The organism is Pseudomonas sp. FP453 (assembly GCF_030687495.1).
In the GTDB taxonomy this organism is placed as follows: domain Bacteria; phylum Pseudomonadota; class Gammaproteobacteria; order Pseudomonadales; family Pseudomonadaceae; genus Aquipseudomonas.
On the sequence record NZ_CP117435.1, the window covers coordinates 3,569,713 to 3,590,402 of the forward strand.

Genomic DNA, 20,690 nt, shown 5'->3' on the forward strand with positions numbered 1-20,690 from the left:
GCAGTTGTGCGCGGGATACCTTCGGGTATGCCGGGTTCGTTGACAACCGGTCGGTCAACCCGCGTACAGCTGCCACCCTCTTCGTTTGACCGCGAACGCTGGCGGCTCCACTTGTCGACGGAGTTCCACCATGATCAAAGACAGTCCAAATCCCCCCGCAACCCCCTTCACCGTCCGCCCCGACCTGGGCACCGAAACCCTGCTGGCCAATGCCGCGCAAGACCTGGCCTGCCTCAACGACATCGCCGCCCATCTCGCCTTTGAAGTCGATGGCGCCCAACGCAACGTAGCGCTGGGCATCTGCCGCATGCTTGAAGGTGTGCAACTGTTGGTGGACAAGGCTCTGGATCAGACTCATCCGGTGACCTGATCGAACAACCCTCTCGAAATCAACGAAGCTCAACTGTGGGAGCTGGCTTGCCTGCGATAGCGGTCTTCCAGGGCCAGATGTGTTGACTGACACACTGTTATCGCAGGCAAGCCAGCTCCCACATGGGATTTGCGGTGCCCTAGGGTTCTATGTACCCAGGTAGCCGAATCCTCAAACCCCGCTAACCTTGACAGGGCGAGAGTTCAATCATCGATTGGCTTACCCCCTCACCATGTGCGAAAGGATTCGTCCATGAACCTGCAAAAAACCGCCAACGGCCATACTGCACGTATAGCCGGGCTGGTCTTCAGCACCTGCTGTTATCTGGTCTTTCTAGTCACGTTTTTCTACTTGATCGGCTTCGTAGGCGGTGTCGTCGTACCCAAGCACATCAACTCCGGCCCCCTCATCGGTTGGCCTCTGGCAACCTTGATCAACTGCTTGCTGATGCTGTTATTCGGCGCCCAGCACTCGGTGATGGCGCGTAAAAGCTTCAAGCGCTGGCTGACGACATTCGTCCCGCCCGTTGCCGAGCGCTCGACCTACGTGTTGCTCAGCAGCCTGGTGCTCGTGCTGATGTTCTGGTTGTGGCAGCCGATCACATTCACCATCTGGCAGGTTGAGGCGGCTTGGGCCAGGGTGCTGCTGACCGGCCTGTTCTGGTTGGGCTGGGTGGTTGTCTTTGTGGCAACGTTGCTGATAAGCCACTTCGAACTCTTTGGCCTCAAGCAGGCCATTGATCGTTGGCGTGGCACGGCACAACAGCTGTCGATATTCCGAACGCCATCGCTTTACAGGATTGTCCGCCACCCCCTGTACCTGGGATTCCTGATCGCCTTCTGGGCAACGCCGCACATGACCGCTGGCCACCTGTTGTTTGCGGTTGGGCTGACGGCCTACATTTTTGTGGGTGCCTACTTTGAAGAGAAGGATCTTGTGGCGCTGTTCGGTGAGCAGTATCGGCAGTACAAGCAAGCGGTCGGCATGGTTTTACCTTGGTCGAACGCCCGGCCTGCGTGTCGGAAAAAGAAGCCTGTATCTTGATGTGGGAGCTGGCTTGCCTGCGATGGCGTTCTTCCAGGGCCAGATGTGCTGGCTGACAGACCGCTATCGCAGGCAAGCCAGCTCCCACATGGGATTTGCGGTGCTCGGGGCTATTTCACGTGCCGCTTTATCAAAACACCGACCACCCAATCCGCTCACTCAACAACTCCAACGCCTTGATCCCCGCCAGCGAGTTCCCCGCTGCATTCAACTCCGGCGACCACACGCACACCGTAAACTGCCCCGGCACCACCGCGACGATGCCGCCGCCCACGCCGCTCTTGCCCGGCAACCCGACGCGGTAGGCAAAATTCCCCGCCTCGTCGTACAGCCCGCTGGTGGCCATGATCGAGTTGACCTGCTTGGTCTGGCGCGCCGTGAGGATCTGCTCGCCGCTGTGGGCGCTCACGCCTTCGTTGGCCAGGAAGCTGAACGCCTTGGCCAGGTCCAGGCAGCTCATCTGCAACGCGCAGTAGTTGAAGTAGCTGTGCAGCACCGCGTCCACGTCGTTGTGGAAGTTGCCGAACGACTTCATCAGGTAAGCCATGGCCGCGTTGCGCGCGCCGTGCTGGGCTTCGGATTCGGCGACAACGCTGTTGACCAGGATCTGCGGATTGCCGGAAAGGCGTCGCACAAAATCGCGCATCGACAGGATCGGCACGGCAAAACGTGACTGGTTGATATCGCAGATCACCAGCGCGCCGGCATTGATAAACGGATTGCGCGGCCGGCCGCGCTCAAACTCCAACTGCACCAGCGAGTTGAAAGGCTGCCCGGACGGTTCGTGGCCCAAGCGTTCCCAGATGGTTTCGCCACCGTGGTCGATGGCCTGCACCAGGCTGAATACCTTGGAAATGCTCTGCACCGAAAACAACGTGTCGGCGTCGCCGGCACAGTAGGCGGCACCGTCGTTGCCGTACACGGCGATCCCCAGTTGATTGGCCGGCACATCGGCCAGCGCGGGGATGTAGTCGGCCACTTTGCCGAGGCCGATCAATGGACGAACTTCGTCCAGGATCGACTCCAGCAACGCCTGCATGTCTTGTCCTGTCATCTGTCTTGGAATCGGTGATAAGCGGGGCGCGGAGGATACCTGATCTCAATGTGGGGAGGGAGCTTGCTCCCGTCCCACAACTGCGTATTTCCAGGGTTAGAAATGCGCCACATCCGACACCTGCTCATCCAGCACATCCCGCGCCAGCGCCCAGGCGCGGTCCTTGGACTCCACCACCAACAGCGGATAACCCCAAGCCTTGCCGAACATCACGGCAAACGGCTTGAGCGCCAGGCGCTGGGCCGCGCTCGGTTCCACCTGGATCATGCCTTTGACGTACGCACGCAACGCCGGCTTGTTTTTCTTCATCCAGATCGAGGCCTGCTTGCGCTCTTCATGGGCGTGCTCGTGATTGTTTTCATCCACCGATTTTTCGTGCAGCAGCACGAAGGCTTGTTGACGGGCCAACAGGCCTTCGAAAACCAAGAAGGCATCTTCCGGCCCGCCTTCGTTGGGGGCGTCGAAGAAGATTTTGACCACAGGGAAGGTTGTACTGTCGAGTCGCATGGCAAAGCTCCTTAATGAGAGTGACTCTCACTATAAGAGACAAAACCCTGGACGGCATTGCACAGAATAGCCAGACTATTTCGCAATTCAGCCAAGTTGCGCCCACACCATGAAACACCACCGCCTCGACCTGCATGACCCGATGATGGCCAAGGACGCCGACGTCTTCCCCCGCGCCGTGGTGGCCGTGGGCGCCAGCAGCACCTCGGATACTTGGGAACATGCCCAGCACGCCCATCGCAAAGGCCAGTTGATGTACACCCTGCGCGGGGTCATCCACTGTGAAATCGAAGCGGGCATCTGGATCGTGCCGCCGCAATGCGCGCTGTGGATTCCCGGCGGCACCTTTCATGCCGCACGCGGGTCTGGCGAGGCGCAGGTCTACTGCCTGCTGATCGACCCCGACGCCGCCCGCGCCCTGCCCCCGCAATGCTGCACCCTGGCGGTGTCGGGGCTACTGCATGAGCTGATCAGCAAGGCCGTCGGCTTCCCGCAACTGTATGAAGAGCACGGCGCCCAGGGCCGCTTGATCAGTACGCTATTGGATGAACTGGCCGCCGCACCCATCGAAGCCCTGCACCTGCCCATGCCGCAAGACCCACGGCTGCGGCGCCTGGCCGACAGCCTGCTGGCCGAGCCGACGGACAAGGCCACCCTCGGCCAATGGGCCGTGCGCATCGGCATGAGCGAGCGCAGCATGACACGGCTCTTGCTGGAGGAACTGGGCCTGAGTTTCGGCCGTTGGCGCCGGCAGTTGCACGTGATCCTGTCCCTGCAACGGCTGGCCAAGGGCGACAGCGTGCAGCGCGTGGCCCTGGACCTGGGTTATGAGAACGCCAGTGGTTTCATCACCATGTTCCGCAAGGCCGTGGGCCAACCACCGGCGCGCTACCTGGCGGACCGCATGGGCACCCCAGGCAATGCCGCACTGCCCGGCATTGCGATGACGGAAACGCTGGATGCTGAACACTGATCTCGCCGATAAAAATGCAAAATACTGATACACCAACTTTTTATGATTCTACATTTTAATAATTAGGTTAGAACCAAACGGCCTTTTACAGCCCCGCCGCCTGCCCCTACCTTGGACGCGAACAACCGACCCCCTGCCCGGTGGAGGTGACCATCCCGCACCAGACAAGGACAGACCATGAGCATTGAATTCATCGGCTACATTGGCGGCCATCACGCTTCCGAGATCCACCCGCGCAGCGGCCCCACCCTGCAACCGGACTACGTCGAAACCGTGGCCCGCGCCCACGAAGAAGCCGGTTTCGACCGTGCCCTGGTGGCGTTCCATTCCAACAGCCCGGACAGCACGCTGATCGCCTCCCACGCCGCCAGCGTGACAAAGAAGCTGCAATTCCTCATCGCCCATCGCCCGGGTTTCGCCCAACCGACGTTGGCCGCACGCCAGTTCACCACGCTGGATGTGTTCAACGGCGGGCGCACGGCGGTGCACATCATCACCGGCGGCGATGACCGCGAACTGCGCGCCGATGGCAGCCATATCGGCAAGGACGAACGTTACGCCCGCACCGACGAATACCTGAGCGTGGTGCGCCAGGAATGGACCAGCGAGCAACCCTTCGATTTCGCCGGCACCTACTACCAGGTCGAAGGCGCGCACTCCACGGTGAAGTCGCCGCAACAGCCGCATATCCCGCTGTACTTCGGCGGTTCGTCACCCGAAGCCATCGCCGTGGCCGGCAAGCATGCCGACGTGTATGCGCTGTGGGGTGAGACCTACGAGCAAGTGCGTGAAATCGTCACCCAGGTGCGCGCCGAGGCGGCCAAGCACGGGCGCACGATTCGCTTCAGTTTGTCGCTGCGCCCGATCCTCGCCGAGACCGAAGAGTTGGCCTGGGCACGCGCCGACAGCATCTTGCAGCAGGCCACCGCGCTGGCGGAACAGAATGGCTTTGTGCGCCGCGAGCCGCCGAACGAAGGCTCGCGCCGCTTGCTCGCCGCCGCGGCGCAAGGCTCGCGCCTGGACAAGCGCTTGTGGACCGGGATTGCCGGACTGCTTGGCGCGCAGGGCAACTCCACGTCATTGGTGGGTACGGCTGAGCAAGTCGCCGAGGCGTTGGTGGACTACTACGACCTGGGGATCACTACGTTCCTGATCCGCGGGTTTGATCCGCTGAATGATGCGATTGATTACGGCAAACGCCTGATCCCGCTCACCCGCCAGTTGATCGCCGAACGCGAGCAGGCCCAGCAAGTCGCATAATCCAGAACACTGCAAAACCAAATGTGGAAACTGGCTTGTGTGGGAGCTGGCTTCTGTGGGAGCTGGCTTGCCTGCGATGCAGGCACCTCGGTCTGTCAGTCATACCGAGGTGATGCTATCGCAGGCAAGCCAGTTCCCACAGGTTTAGATCTTCACTACTGAATTCAAGATCAGTTTTTGTAGTCGATATCGGTACGTTCCAACTGCCGGATCAACGCATTCCAATGCCGCGCCACACCCGGCCCCTCACCGCTGGCAAACACCTTGGCCTGCTGCTCGACCTTTTCCACCACCTCCTGGGGCGGAAAGATCAACTCCCCATTCCCCGCCGCCTGCGCCGCCACCTGGATATTGCACGCACGCTCCAGCTGCTGCAGTTGCTGAAACGCATGCTCGACGCTCACACCCGCCGTCAGCAGCCCGTGGTTGCGCAGGATCATCACGCTCTTGTCACCCAGGTCCGCCACCAACCGCTCGCGCTCGTCCAGGTCCAGGGCCACGCCCTCATAACCGTGGTACGCCACGCGCCCGGAGAAACCGATGGAATGCTGGGAGATCGGCAGCAAGCCGTCCTTCTGCGCCGACACCGCAATGCCGTCACGGGTGTGGGTGTGCAACACCGCTTGCAGGTCATGGCGGGCGCCGTGGATGGCGCTGTGGATCACGTAGCCGGCGTAGTTGATGCCCAGACCGGTAGGGTCGTCGACGATGGTGCCGTCGAGGTCGACCTTGACCAGGTTGGAGGCGTTGATTTCATCGAACAACAAGCCAAAGGCGTTGATCAGGAAATGCTCGTCCGGGCCCGGCACGCGGGCGGAGAAGTGGGTGTAGATGTGGTCGGTCCACTTGTACAAGGCCGCCAGGCGATACGCGGCGGCCAGCTTGACGCGCACTTCCCATTCTTCCGGGGTGACGCGCTGGCGGACATTGGTGGAAACGCTGGAAATCGAGGTGACGCTGCTCATGGCAAAACTTCCTGGATGGCCTTAAGGACTTCCAGGCAAGCCTAGGGGATGGATAAAAATAATAAAAAGCACATTTTAATCTAAGCTAATTATTATTTTTTTTCATAACCAATCAAGCAACAACACAGAGCAAATGTGGGAGCTGGCTTGCCTGCGATGGCGGTGGGTCAGCCAACATCTCTGTCACTGATACACCGCTATCGCAGGCAAGCCAGCTCCCACATAAGCATCCTTCACTGGGGTTAAGCGGCGTCGCGAATCTTGTGCAACGAAGCCGCAACCAACTTGCCAAACGCATCCACCGGCCCCTGCAAGTTGCCCAAGAAGTGCGGATAGATCAGCCACAAATCCATCACCGGCTTGAAGTCCTTGAGCGGCATCACCGCCAGTTGCTCGCGATGAGCGCTACGTTCCAGCAACGGACGCGGCACCAGGCCCAGCCCCAGGCCATCGGCGACCAGGCCCAATTGCAGCTCGGTGCCAAACGTCTCCAGGTTCACCCGCAAGGCCAGGCCCTGATCAGACAAGGTGCGCTGCAACCCCGCACGGAAGCCGCAGCCATCCGGGTTGAGAATCCAGCCGTCCTGGTACACGTCCGCCAGCTTGCACGGCTTCTTCGGCAACTGCGCCTTGGCACACACCACCACCAATTCCATCTTGCCGATGGACTCGCCGACAATATTGTCGGGGAAGATCTTGCCCGCCGGAAACAACGCCGCCGCCGCGTCCAATTCGCCGCGCTCGATCTTGCCCACCAGTTGGCTGCCCCAGCCGGTGGCGACCTGGGCGCGCAGGTCGGCGTATTCGGTACGCAGGTGCTTGAGGGCATCCAGCAGCACCACGTCGCCGATGGTTTGCGGCACGCCCAGGCGCAACAGGCCGGTGGGCGGTGCGTCGGTGGCCACCAGCTCACGCAGGGCATCCATCTCGCGCAGGATCAGCCGGCATTGCTCGTAAACCCGGGTGCCGATCAATGTCGGTTTGAGCGGCTTGGTGTTGCGGTCGAACAGCTCCACCCCCAGCGCCTGCTCAAAGTTCTGCACGCGACGGGTGATGGCGGGCTGGGTCAGTTGCAAGGATTCGGCGGCATGGCTGATGGACTGGCAACGAATCACTTCGACAAAGGCGTCTATATCGTCAATTTTCATTTGGGCCGCACATAGAGAACAGTCAATAAGATGTGTGCGAAGCATAGTTGCAGGATTGCTATCTGAATAGTCCACGCTGTGATCGATAACGTCTAAGCCTAGTCGGAGCAGTTCTAAATTACCTTCAGCTATAAGCTAATCATTAAAAAATAGCATATTAACTATAAACATTATGCTTAGATAAGCTCTATCAACAGCGACTGATGGAATTGCCATGACCCAGGCCAAGCACCCCGAAAGACTCCGAGCCTTTATTGGCGCCCTGGCGGAACTGATCGACGGCAATCCACGCGAAGGCGACCTGTTGCACCGTGGCGGCAAGCTGTTGGCGCAACTGGTCAGCCATGATGACTGGCTCCCCGACGAATTCGCCCAACCCAACCCCGAGCGTTACCAGCAGTTCCTGCTGCATGCCGATTCGCGCCAGCGCTTCAGCATCGTCAGCTTTGTGTGGGGGCCGGGGCAAAGCACGCCGATTCATGACCATCGGGTGTGGGGGCTGATCGGCATGTTGCGCGGCGCAGAGCTTTCCCAAGGCTTTGCGCGCGCGCCCGACGGCAGCCTGGTGGCCGAAGGCAAGCCGATTGCATTGGTGCCGGGCCAGGTTGAAGCGGTGTCGCCCAAGGTCGGGGACATCCATCACGTGAGCAATGCCCACAGCGACCAGGTGTCCATCAGCATCCATGTGTACGGCGCCAATATCGGTGCAGTGCGCCGCGCGGTGTACCAGCCCGATGGCAGCGAGAAACTGTTTATCTCCGGTTATTCCAACGCCTTCCTCCCGAATATCTGGGATTTGTCCAAAGAAAAGAGCCCTGCCCTATGAGCACCGTATCGACCCGAAGCTTCGCCCAGATCCGCCAGGCCCTGTTGGACCGTCATGAAGTCGCCCTGATCGACGTGCGCGAAGAAGCGCCGTTCGCTGAATCCCACCCGCTGTTTGCCGCGAACATCCCGCTGTCCAAGCTGGAGCTGGAGGTGTATTCGCGCATTCCACGCCGTGATACCCAGGTCACCGTGTACGACAACGACGAAGGCCTCGCCGCCCGCGCTGCCGAGCGCCTGGTCGCGTTGGGCTACACCCGGGTCAGCCTGCTGGAAGGTGGCTTGGACGGTTGGCGCCAGGCCGGTGGCGAGCTGTTTATCGACGTCAACGTGCCGAGCAAGGCCTTTGGCGAACTGGTGGAAAGCGAGCGCCACACGCCGTCCCTCGCCGCCGAGGAAGTGCAGGCCCTGCTCGACAGCCAGGCCGATGTGGTGGTGCTCGACGCCCGCCGCTTCGACGAATACCAGACCATGAGCATCCCCACCAGTATCAGCGTGCCCGGTGCCGAATTGGTCCTGCGCGCCCGTGAACTGGCGCCGGACCCAGCCACCCGCATCATCGTCAATTGCGCCGGACGCACCCGCAGCATCATCGGCACGCAGTCGCTGATCAACGCCGGCGTGGCCAACCCCGTGTCGGCATTGCGCAACGGTACCATCGGCTGGACGTTGGCCGGGCAGAAACTCGCCCACGGCCAATCGCGCCGCTTTGCACCGACCGCGGAAGCGCATCGCCAAGTCGCCGCCGTCGATGCGCGCCGCGTTGCCGACAAGGCCCGCGTCGGCCGCGCCAGCCTCGCCGACCTTGCGCGGTGGCAGCAGGAAGCACAACGCACCACCTACCTGTTCGACGTGCGCACCCCGGAAGAATTCGCAGCCGGCCACCTGCCCGGCGCACGCTCCACACCGGGCGGCCAACTGGTGCAGGAAACCGACCACGTCGCCAGCGTGCGCGGTGCACGCATTGTGCTGGCGGATGACGATGGTGTGCGCGCCAATATGTCTGCGTCCTGGCTCGCCCAACTGGGTTGGGAAGTGCATGTGCTGGACGGCCTGCAAGCGGCGCACTTCAGTGAGCAAGGTGCGTGGGTCGCCCCCGTACCGGCGCCGCCACAAGCCGAGTCGATCAGCCCGCACACCCTCGCCGAGTGGCTGGCCCATGGCGACACCGTGGTGCTCGATTTCACCGCCAGCGCCAACTACGTCAAGCGCCATATCCCCGGCGCCTGGTGGGCCTTGCGCGCGCAACTGCCCGCCGCCCTGGCCAAGGCCCCGACCGCCGAGCGCTACGTGTTGACCTGCGGCAGCAGCCAGTTGGCGCGCCTCGCGGTGGCCGAAGTCGAAGCCATCACCGGCAAACAGGTGTTCCTGCTGCAAGACGGCACCACTGGCTGGATCAACGCCCAACTGCCGCTGGAAGAAGGTGAAACCCACCTCGCCTCGCCGCGCATCGACCGCTACCGCCGCCCGTACGAAGGCACCGACAACCCCAAGGAAGCCATGCAGGCGTACCTGGACTGGGAATTCGGCCTGGTGGCGCAACTGGCCCGCGACGGCACCCACGGTTTCTACGTGATCTGACCCACCCCGATCCACCTGCACCCACACCGGGTGCAGGCCCTACATCCGACCCCTCTCCAGGCGGAGGCTGAACCCCTGTGGCGAGGGCGCTTGCTCCCGTTGGGTCGTGAAGCGACCCCAGGCAACCAAGGCATCAAGGACTGGGCCGGGGCCTATGAATACGGGCAACTCTCGCCGTTCGGCGTTGGCGGCGCCTATTACTACACGCGCCTGGCGTACAACTTCTGAGACCCCTACATGACTGAATCGAGCTGCGATGTGTTGATCATCGGCGGCGGCCTGGCGGGCACCTGGGCCGCCATCGCGGCGGCCCGCGAAGGGGTCAGGGTGATCCTGGTGGACAAGGGTTACTGCGGCACCAGCGGCGTCACCGCCACCGCCGGCCCCGGCCACTGGTGGGTGCCGCCCGGCGCCCGCGAAGCCGCCATCGACAAGCGCCTGGGCACCGCCTACGGCCTGGCCGATGCACGCTGGATGGCCCGCGCCATCGACACCACCTGGACCAGCCTGCCGGGCCTTGGCGACTACTACGCCTTCCCGAAAAACGACAAGGGCGAAACCCAATACCGTGGCCTGCGCGGCCCGGAATACCTGCGCGGCCTGCGCCGCCGCGTGCTCGACAGCGGCGTGACGATCCTCGACCACCACCCCGCCCTGGAACTGCTGCGCGACGACCACGGCCGCGTGGCCGGTGCCCGTGGCTGGCGGCGCCAGGCCAGTGGCGACTGGCTGATCCGCGCCAATGCAGTGGTGCTGGCCACCGGCGGTTGCGCATTCCTCTCGCGCCTGCTGGGCAGCCATACCAACACCGGCGACGGCTACCTGATGGCCGCCGAAGCCGGTGCCGAACTGTCGGGCATGGAGTTCTCCAACTACTACTGCATCGCCGCAGCGGGCAGCAGCATGACCCGTTCGATGGTGTACAGCTTTGGCGACTACTTCGACGCGGCGGATCGGCCCTTGGCGATCAGTGGCGGCCCGGGGTTTACCGAGGACTTGGCCAGGGCACTGCTCAACGGCCCGGTGTATTGCCGCTTGAACCGGGTGCCTGCGGATATTCGGGCGCAGCTGCCAAGCATCCAGCCCAACCTGATGCTGCCGTTTGATCGGCGCGGGGTGGATCCGTATCGCGAGCGGTTTGCCGTGACCTTGCATCCCGAGGGCACCATTCGCGGCGTGGGTGGTTTGCGCCTGCTCGATGATGACTGCCAGACCACGGTGCCCGGCGTATTCGCCGCTGGCGATGCGGCCAGCCGTGAACCGATTGCCGGCGCCACCTCCGGCGGCGGCGCGCAGAACTCGGCATGGGCATTGTCCACCGGGCAATGGGCTGGTCGTGGGGCGGCACGCTTGGCGCGACAGAAGCTTACGTATCACGGCGCACTGCGCGGGTTCGATGGCGCTGCGGGGGGCAGTGCGCAGCTGATCCAACGGATCCAGGCTGAAGTCCATCCACTGGACAAAAACCTGTTCCGCAGCGGCGAACAACTCGCACGTTCGCTGCGCGAACTCGACAACATCTGGGATCAGGTGCGCAGCGCACAGCCTGGCACCAACCCCCTGCGCGCCCGCGAAACCGCCGCCATGGCCGCCACCGCACGCTGGTGCTACACCGCCGCTGCGTTGCGCAAGGAGAGCCGCGGCATGCACCAACGCAGCGACACGCCGCAGCAGAGCGCGAGGTATGACGCGCACTTGCGTGTGTCCGGTGTGGACCAGATACAAACGCGCTTCGACCCCATTTCCCCAGGCTGATGACGCCCCTTGTGGCGAGGGAGCTTGCTCCCGTTCGACAGCGCAGCTGGAGCCGGCTTTTTGGGAGCGCTGCGCACTCCAGCGGGAGCAAGCTCCCCCGCCACAAGTGATTCACACACAAGAGATACCCAACATGATTGAACTGATCTACTCCGACCTGTGCAACGGCTGCGGCCAATGCATCACCGTGTGCCCCACCAATGTGCTGGCAGCCGACGTGCTGGGCAAACCCGTGATCGCCGAGCAACAGGCCTGCCAGACCTGCTTCATGTGCGAACTGTATTGCAGCAGCGACGCGCTGTATGTGGACCCCGACGCCGAACACCTGCGCCATCCCGACCCGGTGGCTGTGCGTGAGGACGGGTTGCTCGGGCAATACCGCCGTGACTCGGGGTGGGATGAATGGGCGGATGATCCCAGGCATCAGAATGAGCATTGGCGGATGGATGGGATATTTGCGTTGGCGCGGGGTGTGGGCGGCACCCTGAAAGTATGACGCCGGCCTCAAACACGTTGATCGATATAGGGCGATTGAAAAATTTCAAAATTCAACCGGCTTTTCTCTCGAGGAAAAGCAAGGATCCGCATTAATGTCTGATATCAGGTACATGTAAAAGTCATAACCAAAATGAAACTCGCAGACAGGCGAGTTGAGCTTGCACCAGATTTCCTCTCTCAGGACAGCTTTGACAACGGAGGGGAGCCGATCCCGATCAATCTCTTGTCCTTCAAAATAGGATTCACATTCAGAATTCAACTCAAGGCCGCAAATCATGAGAGAGGAAAACACCCAAGCATTCACAGATGGAAATCAGAGTCTGTACGTAGTCATCCTCGACAGCCAGATAGTCCTCCTCCGAGACGGTTTTTCCGACATCATGAAAGCTTGTCCACTCGTCAATCGAGCATTCGTTATTGAAGTGCCCATATTTCGTTATCCGATATGAATATTTCACAACTAGCTCACCAGTGTTTTCAAAGACGTTTATCCAACTCATGGAAGCCGATGCTGTATGGACTTTCAGAGTCCACGCCTAAATCAATGCCTGCAGTTGTTGCCTACGGACCTCATAAAGATTCCGTCACCGTTTCACCTTCAGGTGTTTGCACGGCTGTTCGATATACCACTGTCCAATCACCCTCCTTTGACTTTTCGAAAATATGCTTTGAGCCAAATACATAGAGGGTATCGCCCAATGGAATTCTTTCTCCTAAGTGCTGCGCCGAAGGTGATATTGAAAATTGGTGTAGAAAAACCATTGGGTGCCCCTGGTAATACAGCCAAGCGGGTTCTCCAACCCATACAGGTTTCGTGTTCAAACAAAGAAATTCACTTTTAAGACGCTCAGAAAGCCATCTTTTTTTATTTTTCGGAGCTCCTTGCGCTACATAGTCGCCATACAGCAATCGAGCAAAATCCTCTGCACCGTCAGCTTCCATGGAGGCGGACTGCGTTTGTGCGACCCCCATGGCAGCGCCCCAAAAAACGTGAAAATCCGTTAACACACTCATGTTTTCTCCGATATGACCCGGGCTACCATTGACCCGTTGTTTTTATAACTCTCACCACATCCCAACCAGTATGACGATACTTGTCCATAGACTCATGTCCCCAAGGGGTGGTTCTGGTCAGATTCCAATCCTCATGAGCGATCTTCGATCCAGAGCGCTGAGGAATGTGCTGATGGTTGAGCTCCATCGATACATCTATCACCCTCTTCTCGCCGACACGCTTGAGTCTTCGGTTCCTGGCACTATCACGGTAGCGCACTTCTACCTTCATCCTAGGCGCTTTCCCCTCTGACATCCGCGACAGATTCTTCGTAGAGTACTTACCACTGAGAGCTGTGCGTGCGCCTTCTTTCCAATGATTCTTCCTCGCCGTGCCCCAGCATGTCCATCCCCACGGATCAGCCCAGCCAATCGGGTTCGGTGCGTACTGGAAGAGGTTCAGACCGCCCATTAACCCAACCGGATCCGGCGTCGTAAACCGCCCCACCTCTGGATCAAAAAACCTGAACGTATTGAAGTGCAGCCCCATCTCCCGATCCAGATACTGCCCCTGGAACCGCAGGTTCTGTTCTTCAATGTAGTCAGGCTCGCGCACCTCTTCCAGCGTGCTGCCCCACACCCGGTATGTCGCGCGCCAGACGTTGTGCCCATCGGTTTCAGTCAACTGCTCCGGCAAGCCGTTGAGGTCGTTGTGGTAGTAGCGGATTTTCTGCTGCGGGCCGATGCCATCGACGCGCGCCAACGGCTCGTAGCTTTCGTCTACGTAGACGTAAAGGCTGGTCTGGCTGTGCTTATGCTCTTGCAACAGGCGCAGGCCATCCCAGGTGAAGCGGGTTTCACCCAGTAGGCGACCGCTGCTGTCCTGCTCGGTTTTGGCGATGCGCCGTCCCAGCGGGTCGTAGGTCATGCGTACCACGTTGCCGCTGGCGTTGTGCACTTCGATCAGGCGATGTTCGGCTTCGTAGGTGAAGCGTTGCAGGCCACGCAGAGCACTGCGCTTTTCGATCATTCGACCGAAGCCGTCGTAGCGGTAGCGCTTGTCCTGGTAGGTCAGCAGTTGGTTGTGCCGTACAAAACCGCCCTGCCCGTAAGGGCGATCCAGCAGATTGGCGGCGGCGTCGTAGGCGAAGGTTTCCTGCTGGCCTTGGGCGTTGTCCTGGGTGGCAATGATCCGGCCGATTGCGTCGTAATGCAGCAGTTGGCGTTGGCTCCCCTCCAAGCGACCGATCAGGTTGTCCGCGGGGTCGTATTCGAACGTTTTTTGTTGCGCGGGCGGCAACTGTCGGGGCTGGCCTGTAGGGCTGCGTTTGCGCGAGCGCAACCGGCCGCAACGGTCGTATTCACTGCGGGTGGTGATCTGGCCTTGGGTGCGCAGGACTTCGCGGTGCGTGCGGTCGCGCTCGAAGTCGCTGACGACGTGCCCGTCGAGGTTGATCTGGTGCAGGTGGTCGCTGCCGTAGTAAAGGCGGTTGAGCCAGCGGCCGTCAGGCAGTTGCGTCTGGCTAAGGTTGCCGAGTTCGTCGTAGTGGTGGTTCAGGACGCCGGCAGCATTCTGCTCGCTGAGCAGTTGGCCCAGCGGGTCGTAGGCGAACGCCAAGGTCTGGGTGGTCTGGTCATTGCCATTGAAGGTGACGCCAGTGAGTTGGTCGGTTAGATCGTAGGCGTATTCGGTTCGACCATCGTCAGTTTCCTTGGCCAACAGGCGGCCGACGGCGTCGCGGTCCAGGCGATGCACGATGGAAGAGGCCTCATCCAAAGGGAGGTATTCGACTGCGATCAGGTTACCCAGCGCGTCATAGGCGTAACGTCGAGCACTGCCATCCAGGTCTTGCTGTTGTGTAAGGCGGTCGCCCTGGTCCCAGGCAAAGCGATAGTGCTCGCTGTTTTCGTTGGTCAGGGTCTGCAGTCGGCCGTAGGCATCGTGCCGATATTCGATCTGGCGGCCATGGGCATCAATGCGCCGCACTAGCTGCCCGCGCCGGTCGAATTGGTAGCGGGTGACATGGCCCGCCGCATCGGTGTAGGCGCTCAACTGGCCGCTGGTGTTGCGCAGGTAATGTTCGATGTAACCGTAGGGCCGTTCGATTTGCAGCAATCGGCCGTGACTGTCGTGTTGATAACGCTGCCGTTCACCGACTGCATCGATAAGGGTTTGTAAATGACCTCGTCGGTCGTACTCGAATCTTGTGGCATAGCCCGAACAATCGACCTGCTCGATCAACTGCCCGGTTTCATTCCAACGCTGGGTTTTGCGCTTGCCCGTGGCGTCGGTGATTTCGACGACCTGACCAAAACCATCATGGCGATAGCGCGTGACGTGTCCCAGCGGGTCGGTTTCACTGACGCAGTTGCCGCGCTGATCGTATCGGTAGTGCCAACTGTGGCCGGCTGCATCGGTTTCCACCAACGGCAGGGACCAGTGTTCCAGCCACACAGTCGATTCAATCCGGCCCAGCGGATCTTGCGTCCTGCACAGGTTGCCGGATTCGTCGTAGCTGAACCGCCACTGGCCGCCTAAGGGATCGATAGCCCGCAGCAACTGGCGCTCATCATTCCAGCCGAACTGCCAGGTGTGCCCTAGGTTGTCGGTGTATTCGGTGATCTGGTACTGCGCATTCCAATGGCGTGCACTGACCCGTAGCAAGCCATCGGTAATCCGCGTAATCCCGGCCAGCAGGTCGTAGTCAAACTGATAATCGTCGCCCTCATCGGTCCAGTGCCGTACCACGCGCCACTCACGGTCGTCCACACAGCCCCATTGGTAGAAGCAGCGCAGGCCGGTGGGCAGTTGGTGCTCGACCATGCGCTGGGCGTTGTCATAGGCGAAGCGGCGCTGAACATGCCCATCGGCATCGCGCACTGCTGCGAGATCGCCGCGCGTGTCGTAGGTATAGCTGGAGAGCGTTTCGCGACGGTGATCAGGGTACAAGCGCTCAATCAGCTCGACCCGCCCGGGCCATTGCTGGCTGTAGCCCAACTCGATTCGCACAACGCCAAAGGTATCGCGCAACTGGCTCAGACGGCCCTGTACGTCGTAGTCAAGGAAGACGCGGTTGTCATTGCGATCACCCAACTGGCTCAAGCGCAAATGCGCAGGGTTGCCCGGTGCGGGTTCAAACAGCCGATACAACCCATCGACACTTTCAATCAGCAGTTGGCCGCCAGCATGGCGCCGCACGCTCAACCCTTCGCCGGCGCTGAACACCGCACCGCCCAGCGGAATCATGCCCATGTCGATCCGGCGAGCCTGCTCATCGGTGTAGACCAGACGCTCGCCACCGTCGGAATGCGGGCCTATCTCGACGAACACCTCATAGTCCACACTCCAACTGGCTCCGAACAGACCGTTACGGCGCTCATCCCGGCTGCTGTAGTAGCGCTGCCACTCGATCGGCAGCCGGCCAGGCACAGCGAAATCCAGATCGTCGTCACCGTCGAGGATCTTCGCGCCCGTGGCGCAGTGCACCGGATTGGGCGAACCCACCACCGCCGAAGCGAGGGCGTTGGTCACCCGGCTGGATCCCCACGACACCATCCCACCCACCGCCATGCAGGGCAGCTTGCTGAAGAACTTCGCCCCACCGCCCCGCAATGCCAGCAACGCCGTTACCGCCAGCCCCACACCCGGCGTCTTGCCGCTGCGAATCTCACGCACCACCACCGACGCGCCGCCGATGACCACGTTGGGCGAAATCTGCACCTTGCCCACCGTGGCTTCACAGGTGCTTCTATCCCCACTACGAACGGCGGGCTGGCCGTTGATGAAGACCTTGCTGGAACCTTCGGCGAGGTACTGCTCGGGCATGGCCGGGTGTTTATTGCAGTCGACTGTATCGGCAGGACAAGGCACAGCGCCCGCCACCGGTGCAGCGACCGTAGGGCACCAGAGCTGAGAGAAAAAACCTTCGGCGATATCCAGATAAGTCGGTTCACTGCCCGCTTCTGCCACGGCGGCGGCGACTTTTCCGGCCGCCCGCGCAGCCGGTTTGCCGTTGATAAAAACATCCGGCGAACCGCTGCTGATGAATGCATCGATCACGGGTGGGAACAGTGCGTTGGCGAAAGACTCACATAATCGTGAAAGGCCTGTGTCGGCACCGGTTGCGCCCATGCCAAGCCCCACCACCACACCCACCACAGCGCCCAGTACAACGCAGCCAAGGCCGCCTGTCGCCACGGTGATGCCGGTTGCAGCCACAACGGCCGCCGTGGCCAGTGCGGTCACAGCCACCGTCGCCGCTATCTCCAGCACGCCGCCCAACACGTCCGCCAGCATCGCGCTGTGCAATAGCGCATCGCCCTCGCGGGCGGCCCACAGCGTATCCGTCATGCGCAACAATCCCTGTCTGAAAAGCCCGGGATCAAATCACGCAGACACGCTGATGCTCAGGTGACACTTTCCGAGTCGCACGTAGGAAAGCTCTTGAATCCGCCCGCAACCAAATGCAATTAAAGAATAATCAACAGATTCATAATCAATATTTTTAATAATTAACATATAACCAAAAAGAACTTCACAGAGCGTTCTTATGGGAATAACGTCGACCCACTCACCGACCCCTTCTCCAGGCGGAGGTAGCCGAACCCTATCTTGATCTGCCTGGAGCCTGCATCCCATGGTCTTTACCACCCCCTTCAAACGCCTGCTCCTGGGCACTGCCCTCGCCCTCGGCCTGACCGGCACCGCCCACGCCGCCGACCTGCAACCGCTGCGGGTGGCCAATCAGAAATCGACGATCAAGGCGCTGCTGGAAGTCTCCGGCGAAACCAAAAATGTGCCCTACGAAATCCAGTGGTCGGAATTCCCCTCGGCCTCGCCCTTGGGCGAAGCCCTGAATGCCGGCGCCGTGGATATCGGCGCCCTCGGCGATGCGCCTTACGTCTTCGCCCTCGGTGCAGGGGCCTCGCTCAAGGTGGTCAGCATCATCCACGCCGAAGGGCGCAACACCACGGCACTGCTGGTGAACAAAGACTCGCCGATCAAGACCGTGGCGGACCTGAAAGGCAAGAAGATCGTCACCGGACGCGGCTCCATCGGCCACTACCTGGCGATCAAGGCCTTGGCCACTGCCGGCCTGACCACCAAGGATGTGCAGTTCATTTTCCTGCTGCCCAGCGAATCGCGCCTGGTGCTGGATAACGGCACCGCCGACGCCTGGGCCACTTGGGACCCCTACACCACCGTGGTCACCTCGCAAAGCAAGGCCCGCGTGCTGATCAGCGGCAACCAGCTGTTGAGCAACCACCTGTACCTCGCCGCCACCAGCCAGGCCATCGCCGACAAGCGCCCGCAGCTGGATGACTTTGTCGCGCGCGTGGACCGTGCCTACGCCTGGGCCAACGCGCACCCCAACGAATACGCCGCAGCGCAAGCCAAGATCACCGGCCTGCCGCTGGAAGTGCATGTGGAAGTGGCCAAGGACACGCGCCTGACGCCGGTCGCCATCGACGACAGCGTCATCAGCGGCCTGCAAGCCACCGCCGACATCTACCAACAAGAAGGCCTGCTGACCAAGCACATCGACGTGTCGCAGGGCTTCGACAAGAGCTTTAACGCCAAGCGTGCCCCCCTCAATCAAGCCTCGCGCTAAAGGAGTAGAACATGAGCAAGCCACGTCAATTGAAACTCGGAGCCATGGTCCATGGGGTCGGTCACGGCTGGGGCGAATGGCGCCATCCGAACGCCCAACCGAACGCCAGCACGAACTTTGGCTTCTACAAGCAGCAGACTGCACTGGCCGAAGCCGCCAAGTTCGACTTCGTGTTCATCGCCGACAGCCTGCATATCCACGCCAAATCCAGCCCGCATTACCTCAACCGTTTCGAGCCGCTGACCATCCTCTCGGCACTCGCCGCGATCACCACCCATATCGGCTTGGTCGCCACCGTGACCGTCAGCTACACCGAGCCCTACCAGGTGGCGCGCCAGTTCGCGTCCCTGGACCATATCAGCGGCGGCCGCGCCGGCTGGAACGTGGTCACCTCGTGGCTGAGTGGCACCGCCGACAATTTCGGCAAGGCCGAACACCCGCCGCACGCGGTACGCTACCGCATCGCCAAGGAACACGTGCACGCGGTCCAGGGCCTGTGGGATTCCTGGGAGGACGACGCCTTTGCCTACGACAAACAGAGCGGCGAGTTTTTCACCCCGAGCAAGCTGCACGCGCTGAACCACAAGGGCGAATTTTTCTCGGTCAAAGGTCCGTTGAACATCGCCCGTTCGCGCCAGGGCCAGCCGGTGATTTTCCAGGCCGGCACCTCTGAAGATGGGCGCAACTTTGCCGCCGAAAACTCAGATGCAATCTTTGTGCATGTGGAGAGCATCGAGGAAGGCCTGGCGTATGCCCAGGACCTGAAACGCCGCGCCAAGGGCTTTGGCCGTGACCCCGACAGCCTGTCGATCCTGCCGGGCATCCGCCCGATTGTCGGCCGCGATGCCGCCGAAGTGGAAAGCCGCTATCAGCAAGCCGTGGACCTGGTCACCGTCGAAGACGCCATCGTCGCCCTCGGCCGCCCGTTCAATGACCACGACTTCAGCAAATACCCGCTGGACGCCCCGTTCCCGGAACTCGGCGACCTCGGTTCCAACAGCCAGAAAGGCGGCTCCGACCGCATCAAGCAACTGGCCAAGGACGAAGGCCTGACCCTGCGCGAAGTGGCCTTGCGTTTCTCACGACCCAAACGTGACTTTGTCGGCACTCCGGAGCAAGTCGCCGACGCGATCCAGACCTGGTTCGAAACCGGCGCCAGCGACGGTTTTATCGTCAACTCGGTACTGCCGGACGGCCTGCAATACTTCACCGAACTGGTGGTGCCGGTGCTGCAACAGCGCGGCCTGTTCCGCAGTGAATACAGCGGCCACACCCTGCGCGACAACCTTGGCCTCGATGTGCCGGCCAACCGTTACAGCGTCGCCGCCGAGGTAGAAGAACAGCAGGAGGCGCTGGCATGAGCGAATCCCTCAACCGCCAACTGGCGGACCTGCACGCCGAGCGTGTAGCGACCTGGGCGCCGGAGTCCTTGCAGGTCAATATCGACCAGCGCCAGCGCCTGCTGGATGAGGCCCGGCCGGACGACTACGTGCAGGTCGGCGACGAGCTGGACCCGTTTACCCTGCTCAACGTCGAAGGCGGCGAACTCAACCGCGAGCTGCTGCTGGCCGACGGCCCGGCGGTGCTGGTGTTCTTCCGCTTTGCCGGGTGCCCGGCGTGCAACATCGCCCTGCCCTATTACGAGCGCCAGCTCTACCCGCGACTGCGTGAACTTGGCGTACCGCTGGTGGCCGTGAGCCCGCAAGTGCCGGAGCGCCTGGTGGAGATCAAGACCCGCCACAACCTGCAATTGCTGGTGGCCAGTGACCAGGCCAACAACCTGGGCCGGCGCCTGGGGATTCTCTACAGCTTTGACGAGGCGTCGCGTAATGCCGCGTTGGCCAAGGGCAACAGCATTGGCGAAACCACCGGCACCGGCACGTGGGAGTTGCCGCAACCGACGGTGGTGGTGATTGCCCAGGACGGCACCGTGGCGTTTGTGCAGGTGAGCCCGGATTGGTTGGTGCGCACGGAGGCTGAGCCGGTGTTGCAGGCCGTCGAGCGTTTATTGGGCGAGCAGCCCGTACGCCTCGCCATCTGACCCACCCCGATCCCTGTGGGAGCTGGCTTGCCTGCGATGGCGGTGGGTCAGCCAGCATTTGCAT

18 protein-coding genes are annotated in these 20,690 nt (G+C 61.3%); 12 read left to right on the forward strand and 6 right to left on the reverse strand.

The features are described 5' to 3' along the window. Positions 1 to 130: 130 nt before the first annotated feature. Together PSH87_RS15995 and mddA are read left to right on the forward strand one after the other, a co-directional pair. Positions 131 to 370 carry a DUF6124 family protein gene (locus PSH87_RS15995; protein ID WP_017738965.1) on the forward strand — a complete coding sequence of 80 codons (240 nt, stop codon included), beginning with the start codon at positions 131 to 133 and terminating at the stop codon, positions 368 to 370. Between the two features lie 252 nt (positions 371 to 622). Beyond that, positions 623 to 1,414 carry a methanethiol S-methyltransferase gene (mddA, locus tag PSH87_RS16000; protein ID WP_305430183.1) on the forward strand — a complete coding sequence of 264 codons (792 nt, stop codon included), beginning with the start codon at positions 623 to 625 and terminating at the stop codon, positions 1,412 to 1,414. A gap of 130 nt (positions 1,415 to 1,544) precedes the next feature. Here the strand turns inward: mddA and glsB are convergent, their stop codons facing one another. Then, a complete protein-coding gene (glsB, locus tag PSH87_RS16005; protein WP_305430184.1) occupies positions 1,545 to 2,453 on the reverse strand; it encodes a glutaminase B in 909 nt (302 codons plus the stop codon). A gap of 111 nt (positions 2,454 to 2,564) precedes the next feature. After that, entirely contained in the window at positions 2,565 to 2,975 is a 411-nt protein-coding gene (locus PSH87_RS16010) for a hypothetical protein (protein WP_305430186.1), read from the reverse strand. A gap of 109 nt (positions 2,976 to 3,084) precedes the next feature. Here PSH87_RS16010 and PSH87_RS16015 point away from each other — a divergent pair, with 109 nt between their 5' ends. Both PSH87_RS16015 and PSH87_RS16020 read left to right on the forward strand, forming a co-directional pair. Beyond that, complete coding sequence (locus PSH87_RS16015) at positions 3,085 to 3,948, forward strand: helix-turn-helix domain-containing protein (RefSeq protein WP_017738969.1); 864 nt, start codon at positions 3,085 to 3,087, stop codon at positions 3,946 to 3,948. Between the two features lie 177 nt (positions 3,949 to 4,125). Beyond that, complete coding sequence (locus tag PSH87_RS16020) at positions 4,126 to 5,208, forward strand: LLM class flavin-dependent oxidoreductase (protein WP_305430187.1); 1,083 nt, start codon at positions 4,126 to 4,128, stop codon at positions 5,206 to 5,208. Between the two features lie 170 nt (positions 5,209 to 5,378). Here PSH87_RS16020 and PSH87_RS16025 read toward each other — a convergent pair whose 3' ends face one another. Together PSH87_RS16025 and PSH87_RS16030 are read right to left on the reverse strand one after the other, a co-directional pair. Beyond that, positions 5,379 to 6,173 carry a class II aldolase/adducin family protein gene (locus PSH87_RS16025; RefSeq protein WP_305430188.1) on the reverse strand — a complete coding sequence of 265 codons (795 nt, stop codon included), beginning with the start codon at positions 6,171 to 6,173 and terminating at the stop codon, positions 5,379 to 5,381. 242 nt (positions 6,174 to 6,415) lie between these two features. Next, on the reverse strand, positions 6,416 to 7,321 hold the full coding sequence (locus PSH87_RS16030) for a LysR family transcriptional regulator (RefSeq protein WP_017736142.1): 906 nt from the start codon (positions 7,319 to 7,321) through the stop codon (positions 6,416 to 6,418). A 214-nt stretch (positions 7,322 to 7,535) separates the two neighbouring features. Here PSH87_RS16030 and PSH87_RS16035 point away from each other — a divergent pair, with 214 nt between their 5' ends. The 5 genes from PSH87_RS16035 to PSH87_RS16055 all read left to right on the forward strand — a co-directional run bounded on the left by PSH87_RS16035 (position 7,536) and on the right by PSH87_RS16055 (position 11,978). Beyond that, on the forward strand, positions 7,536 to 8,147 hold the full coding sequence (locus tag PSH87_RS16035; protein WP_305430190.1) for a cysteine dioxygenase: 612 nt from the start codon (positions 7,536 to 7,538) through the stop codon (positions 8,145 to 8,147). Beyond that, positions 8,144 to 9,727, forward strand: a complete 1,584-nt coding sequence (locus PSH87_RS16040; RefSeq protein WP_305430191.1) for a rhodanese homology domain-containing protein — start codon at positions 8,144 to 8,146, stop codon at positions 9,725 to 9,727. The genes PSH87_RS16035 and PSH87_RS16040 overlap by 4 nt, the downstream gene beginning before the upstream one ends. A 90-nt stretch (positions 9,728 to 9,817) precedes the next feature. Further along, positions 9,818 to 9,955: a hypothetical protein gene (locus PSH87_RS16045; protein ID WP_305430192.1), complete on the forward strand. Its 138-nt coding sequence runs from the start codon at positions 9,818 to 9,820 to the stop codon at positions 9,953 to 9,955. Between the two features lie 9 nt (positions 9,956 to 9,964). Further along, complete coding sequence (locus tag PSH87_RS16050) at positions 9,965 to 11,482, forward strand: FAD-binding protein (RefSeq protein WP_305430193.1); 1,518 nt, start codon at positions 9,965 to 9,967, stop codon at positions 11,480 to 11,482. 133 nt (positions 11,483 to 11,615) lie between these two features. Then, positions 11,616 to 11,978, forward strand: coding sequence for a ferredoxin family protein (locus PSH87_RS16055; protein ID WP_305430194.1), 363 nt, complete (start codon positions 11,616 to 11,618; stop codon positions 11,976 to 11,978). A gap of 572 nt (positions 11,979 to 12,550) precedes the next feature. Here PSH87_RS16055 and PSH87_RS16060 read toward each other — a convergent pair. Next, positions 12,551 to 12,994, reverse strand: a complete 444-nt coding sequence (locus PSH87_RS16060; protein WP_081609221.1) for a hypothetical protein — start codon at positions 12,992 to 12,994, stop codon at positions 12,551 to 12,553. Positions 12,995 to 13,016: 22 nt separating this feature from the next. Continuing rightward, on the reverse strand, positions 13,017 to 17,324 hold the full coding sequence (locus PSH87_RS16065; protein WP_305430195.1) for an RHS repeat-associated core domain-containing protein: 4,308 nt from the start codon (positions 17,322 to 17,324) through the stop codon (positions 13,017 to 13,019). 286 nt (positions 17,325 to 17,610) lie between these two features. On the opposite strand from PSH87_RS16065, the gene PSH87_RS16070 reads away from it, so the two are divergent. The 3 genes from PSH87_RS16070 to PSH87_RS16080 are packed head-to-tail and all read left to right on the forward strand — an operon-like array spanning position 17,611 to position 20,626. Beyond that, entirely contained in the window at positions 17,611 to 18,585 is a 975-nt protein-coding gene (locus PSH87_RS16070; RefSeq protein WP_305430197.1) for an ABC transporter substrate-binding protein, read from the forward strand. 11 nt (positions 18,586 to 18,596) lie between these two features. After that, positions 18,597 to 19,946: an LLM class flavin-dependent oxidoreductase gene (locus tag PSH87_RS16075; RefSeq protein ID WP_305430198.1), complete on the forward strand. Its 1,350-nt coding sequence runs from the start codon at positions 18,597 to 18,599 to the stop codon at positions 19,944 to 19,946. After that, positions 19,943 to 20,626 carry a peroxiredoxin-like family protein gene (locus PSH87_RS16080; RefSeq protein WP_017736152.1) on the forward strand — a complete coding sequence of 228 codons (684 nt, stop codon included), beginning with the start codon at positions 19,943 to 19,945 and terminating at the stop codon, positions 20,624 to 20,626. Before PSH87_RS16075 ends, PSH87_RS16080 begins: the two co-directional genes overlap by 4 nt. Positions 20,627 to 20,690 lie beyond the last annotated feature (64 nt).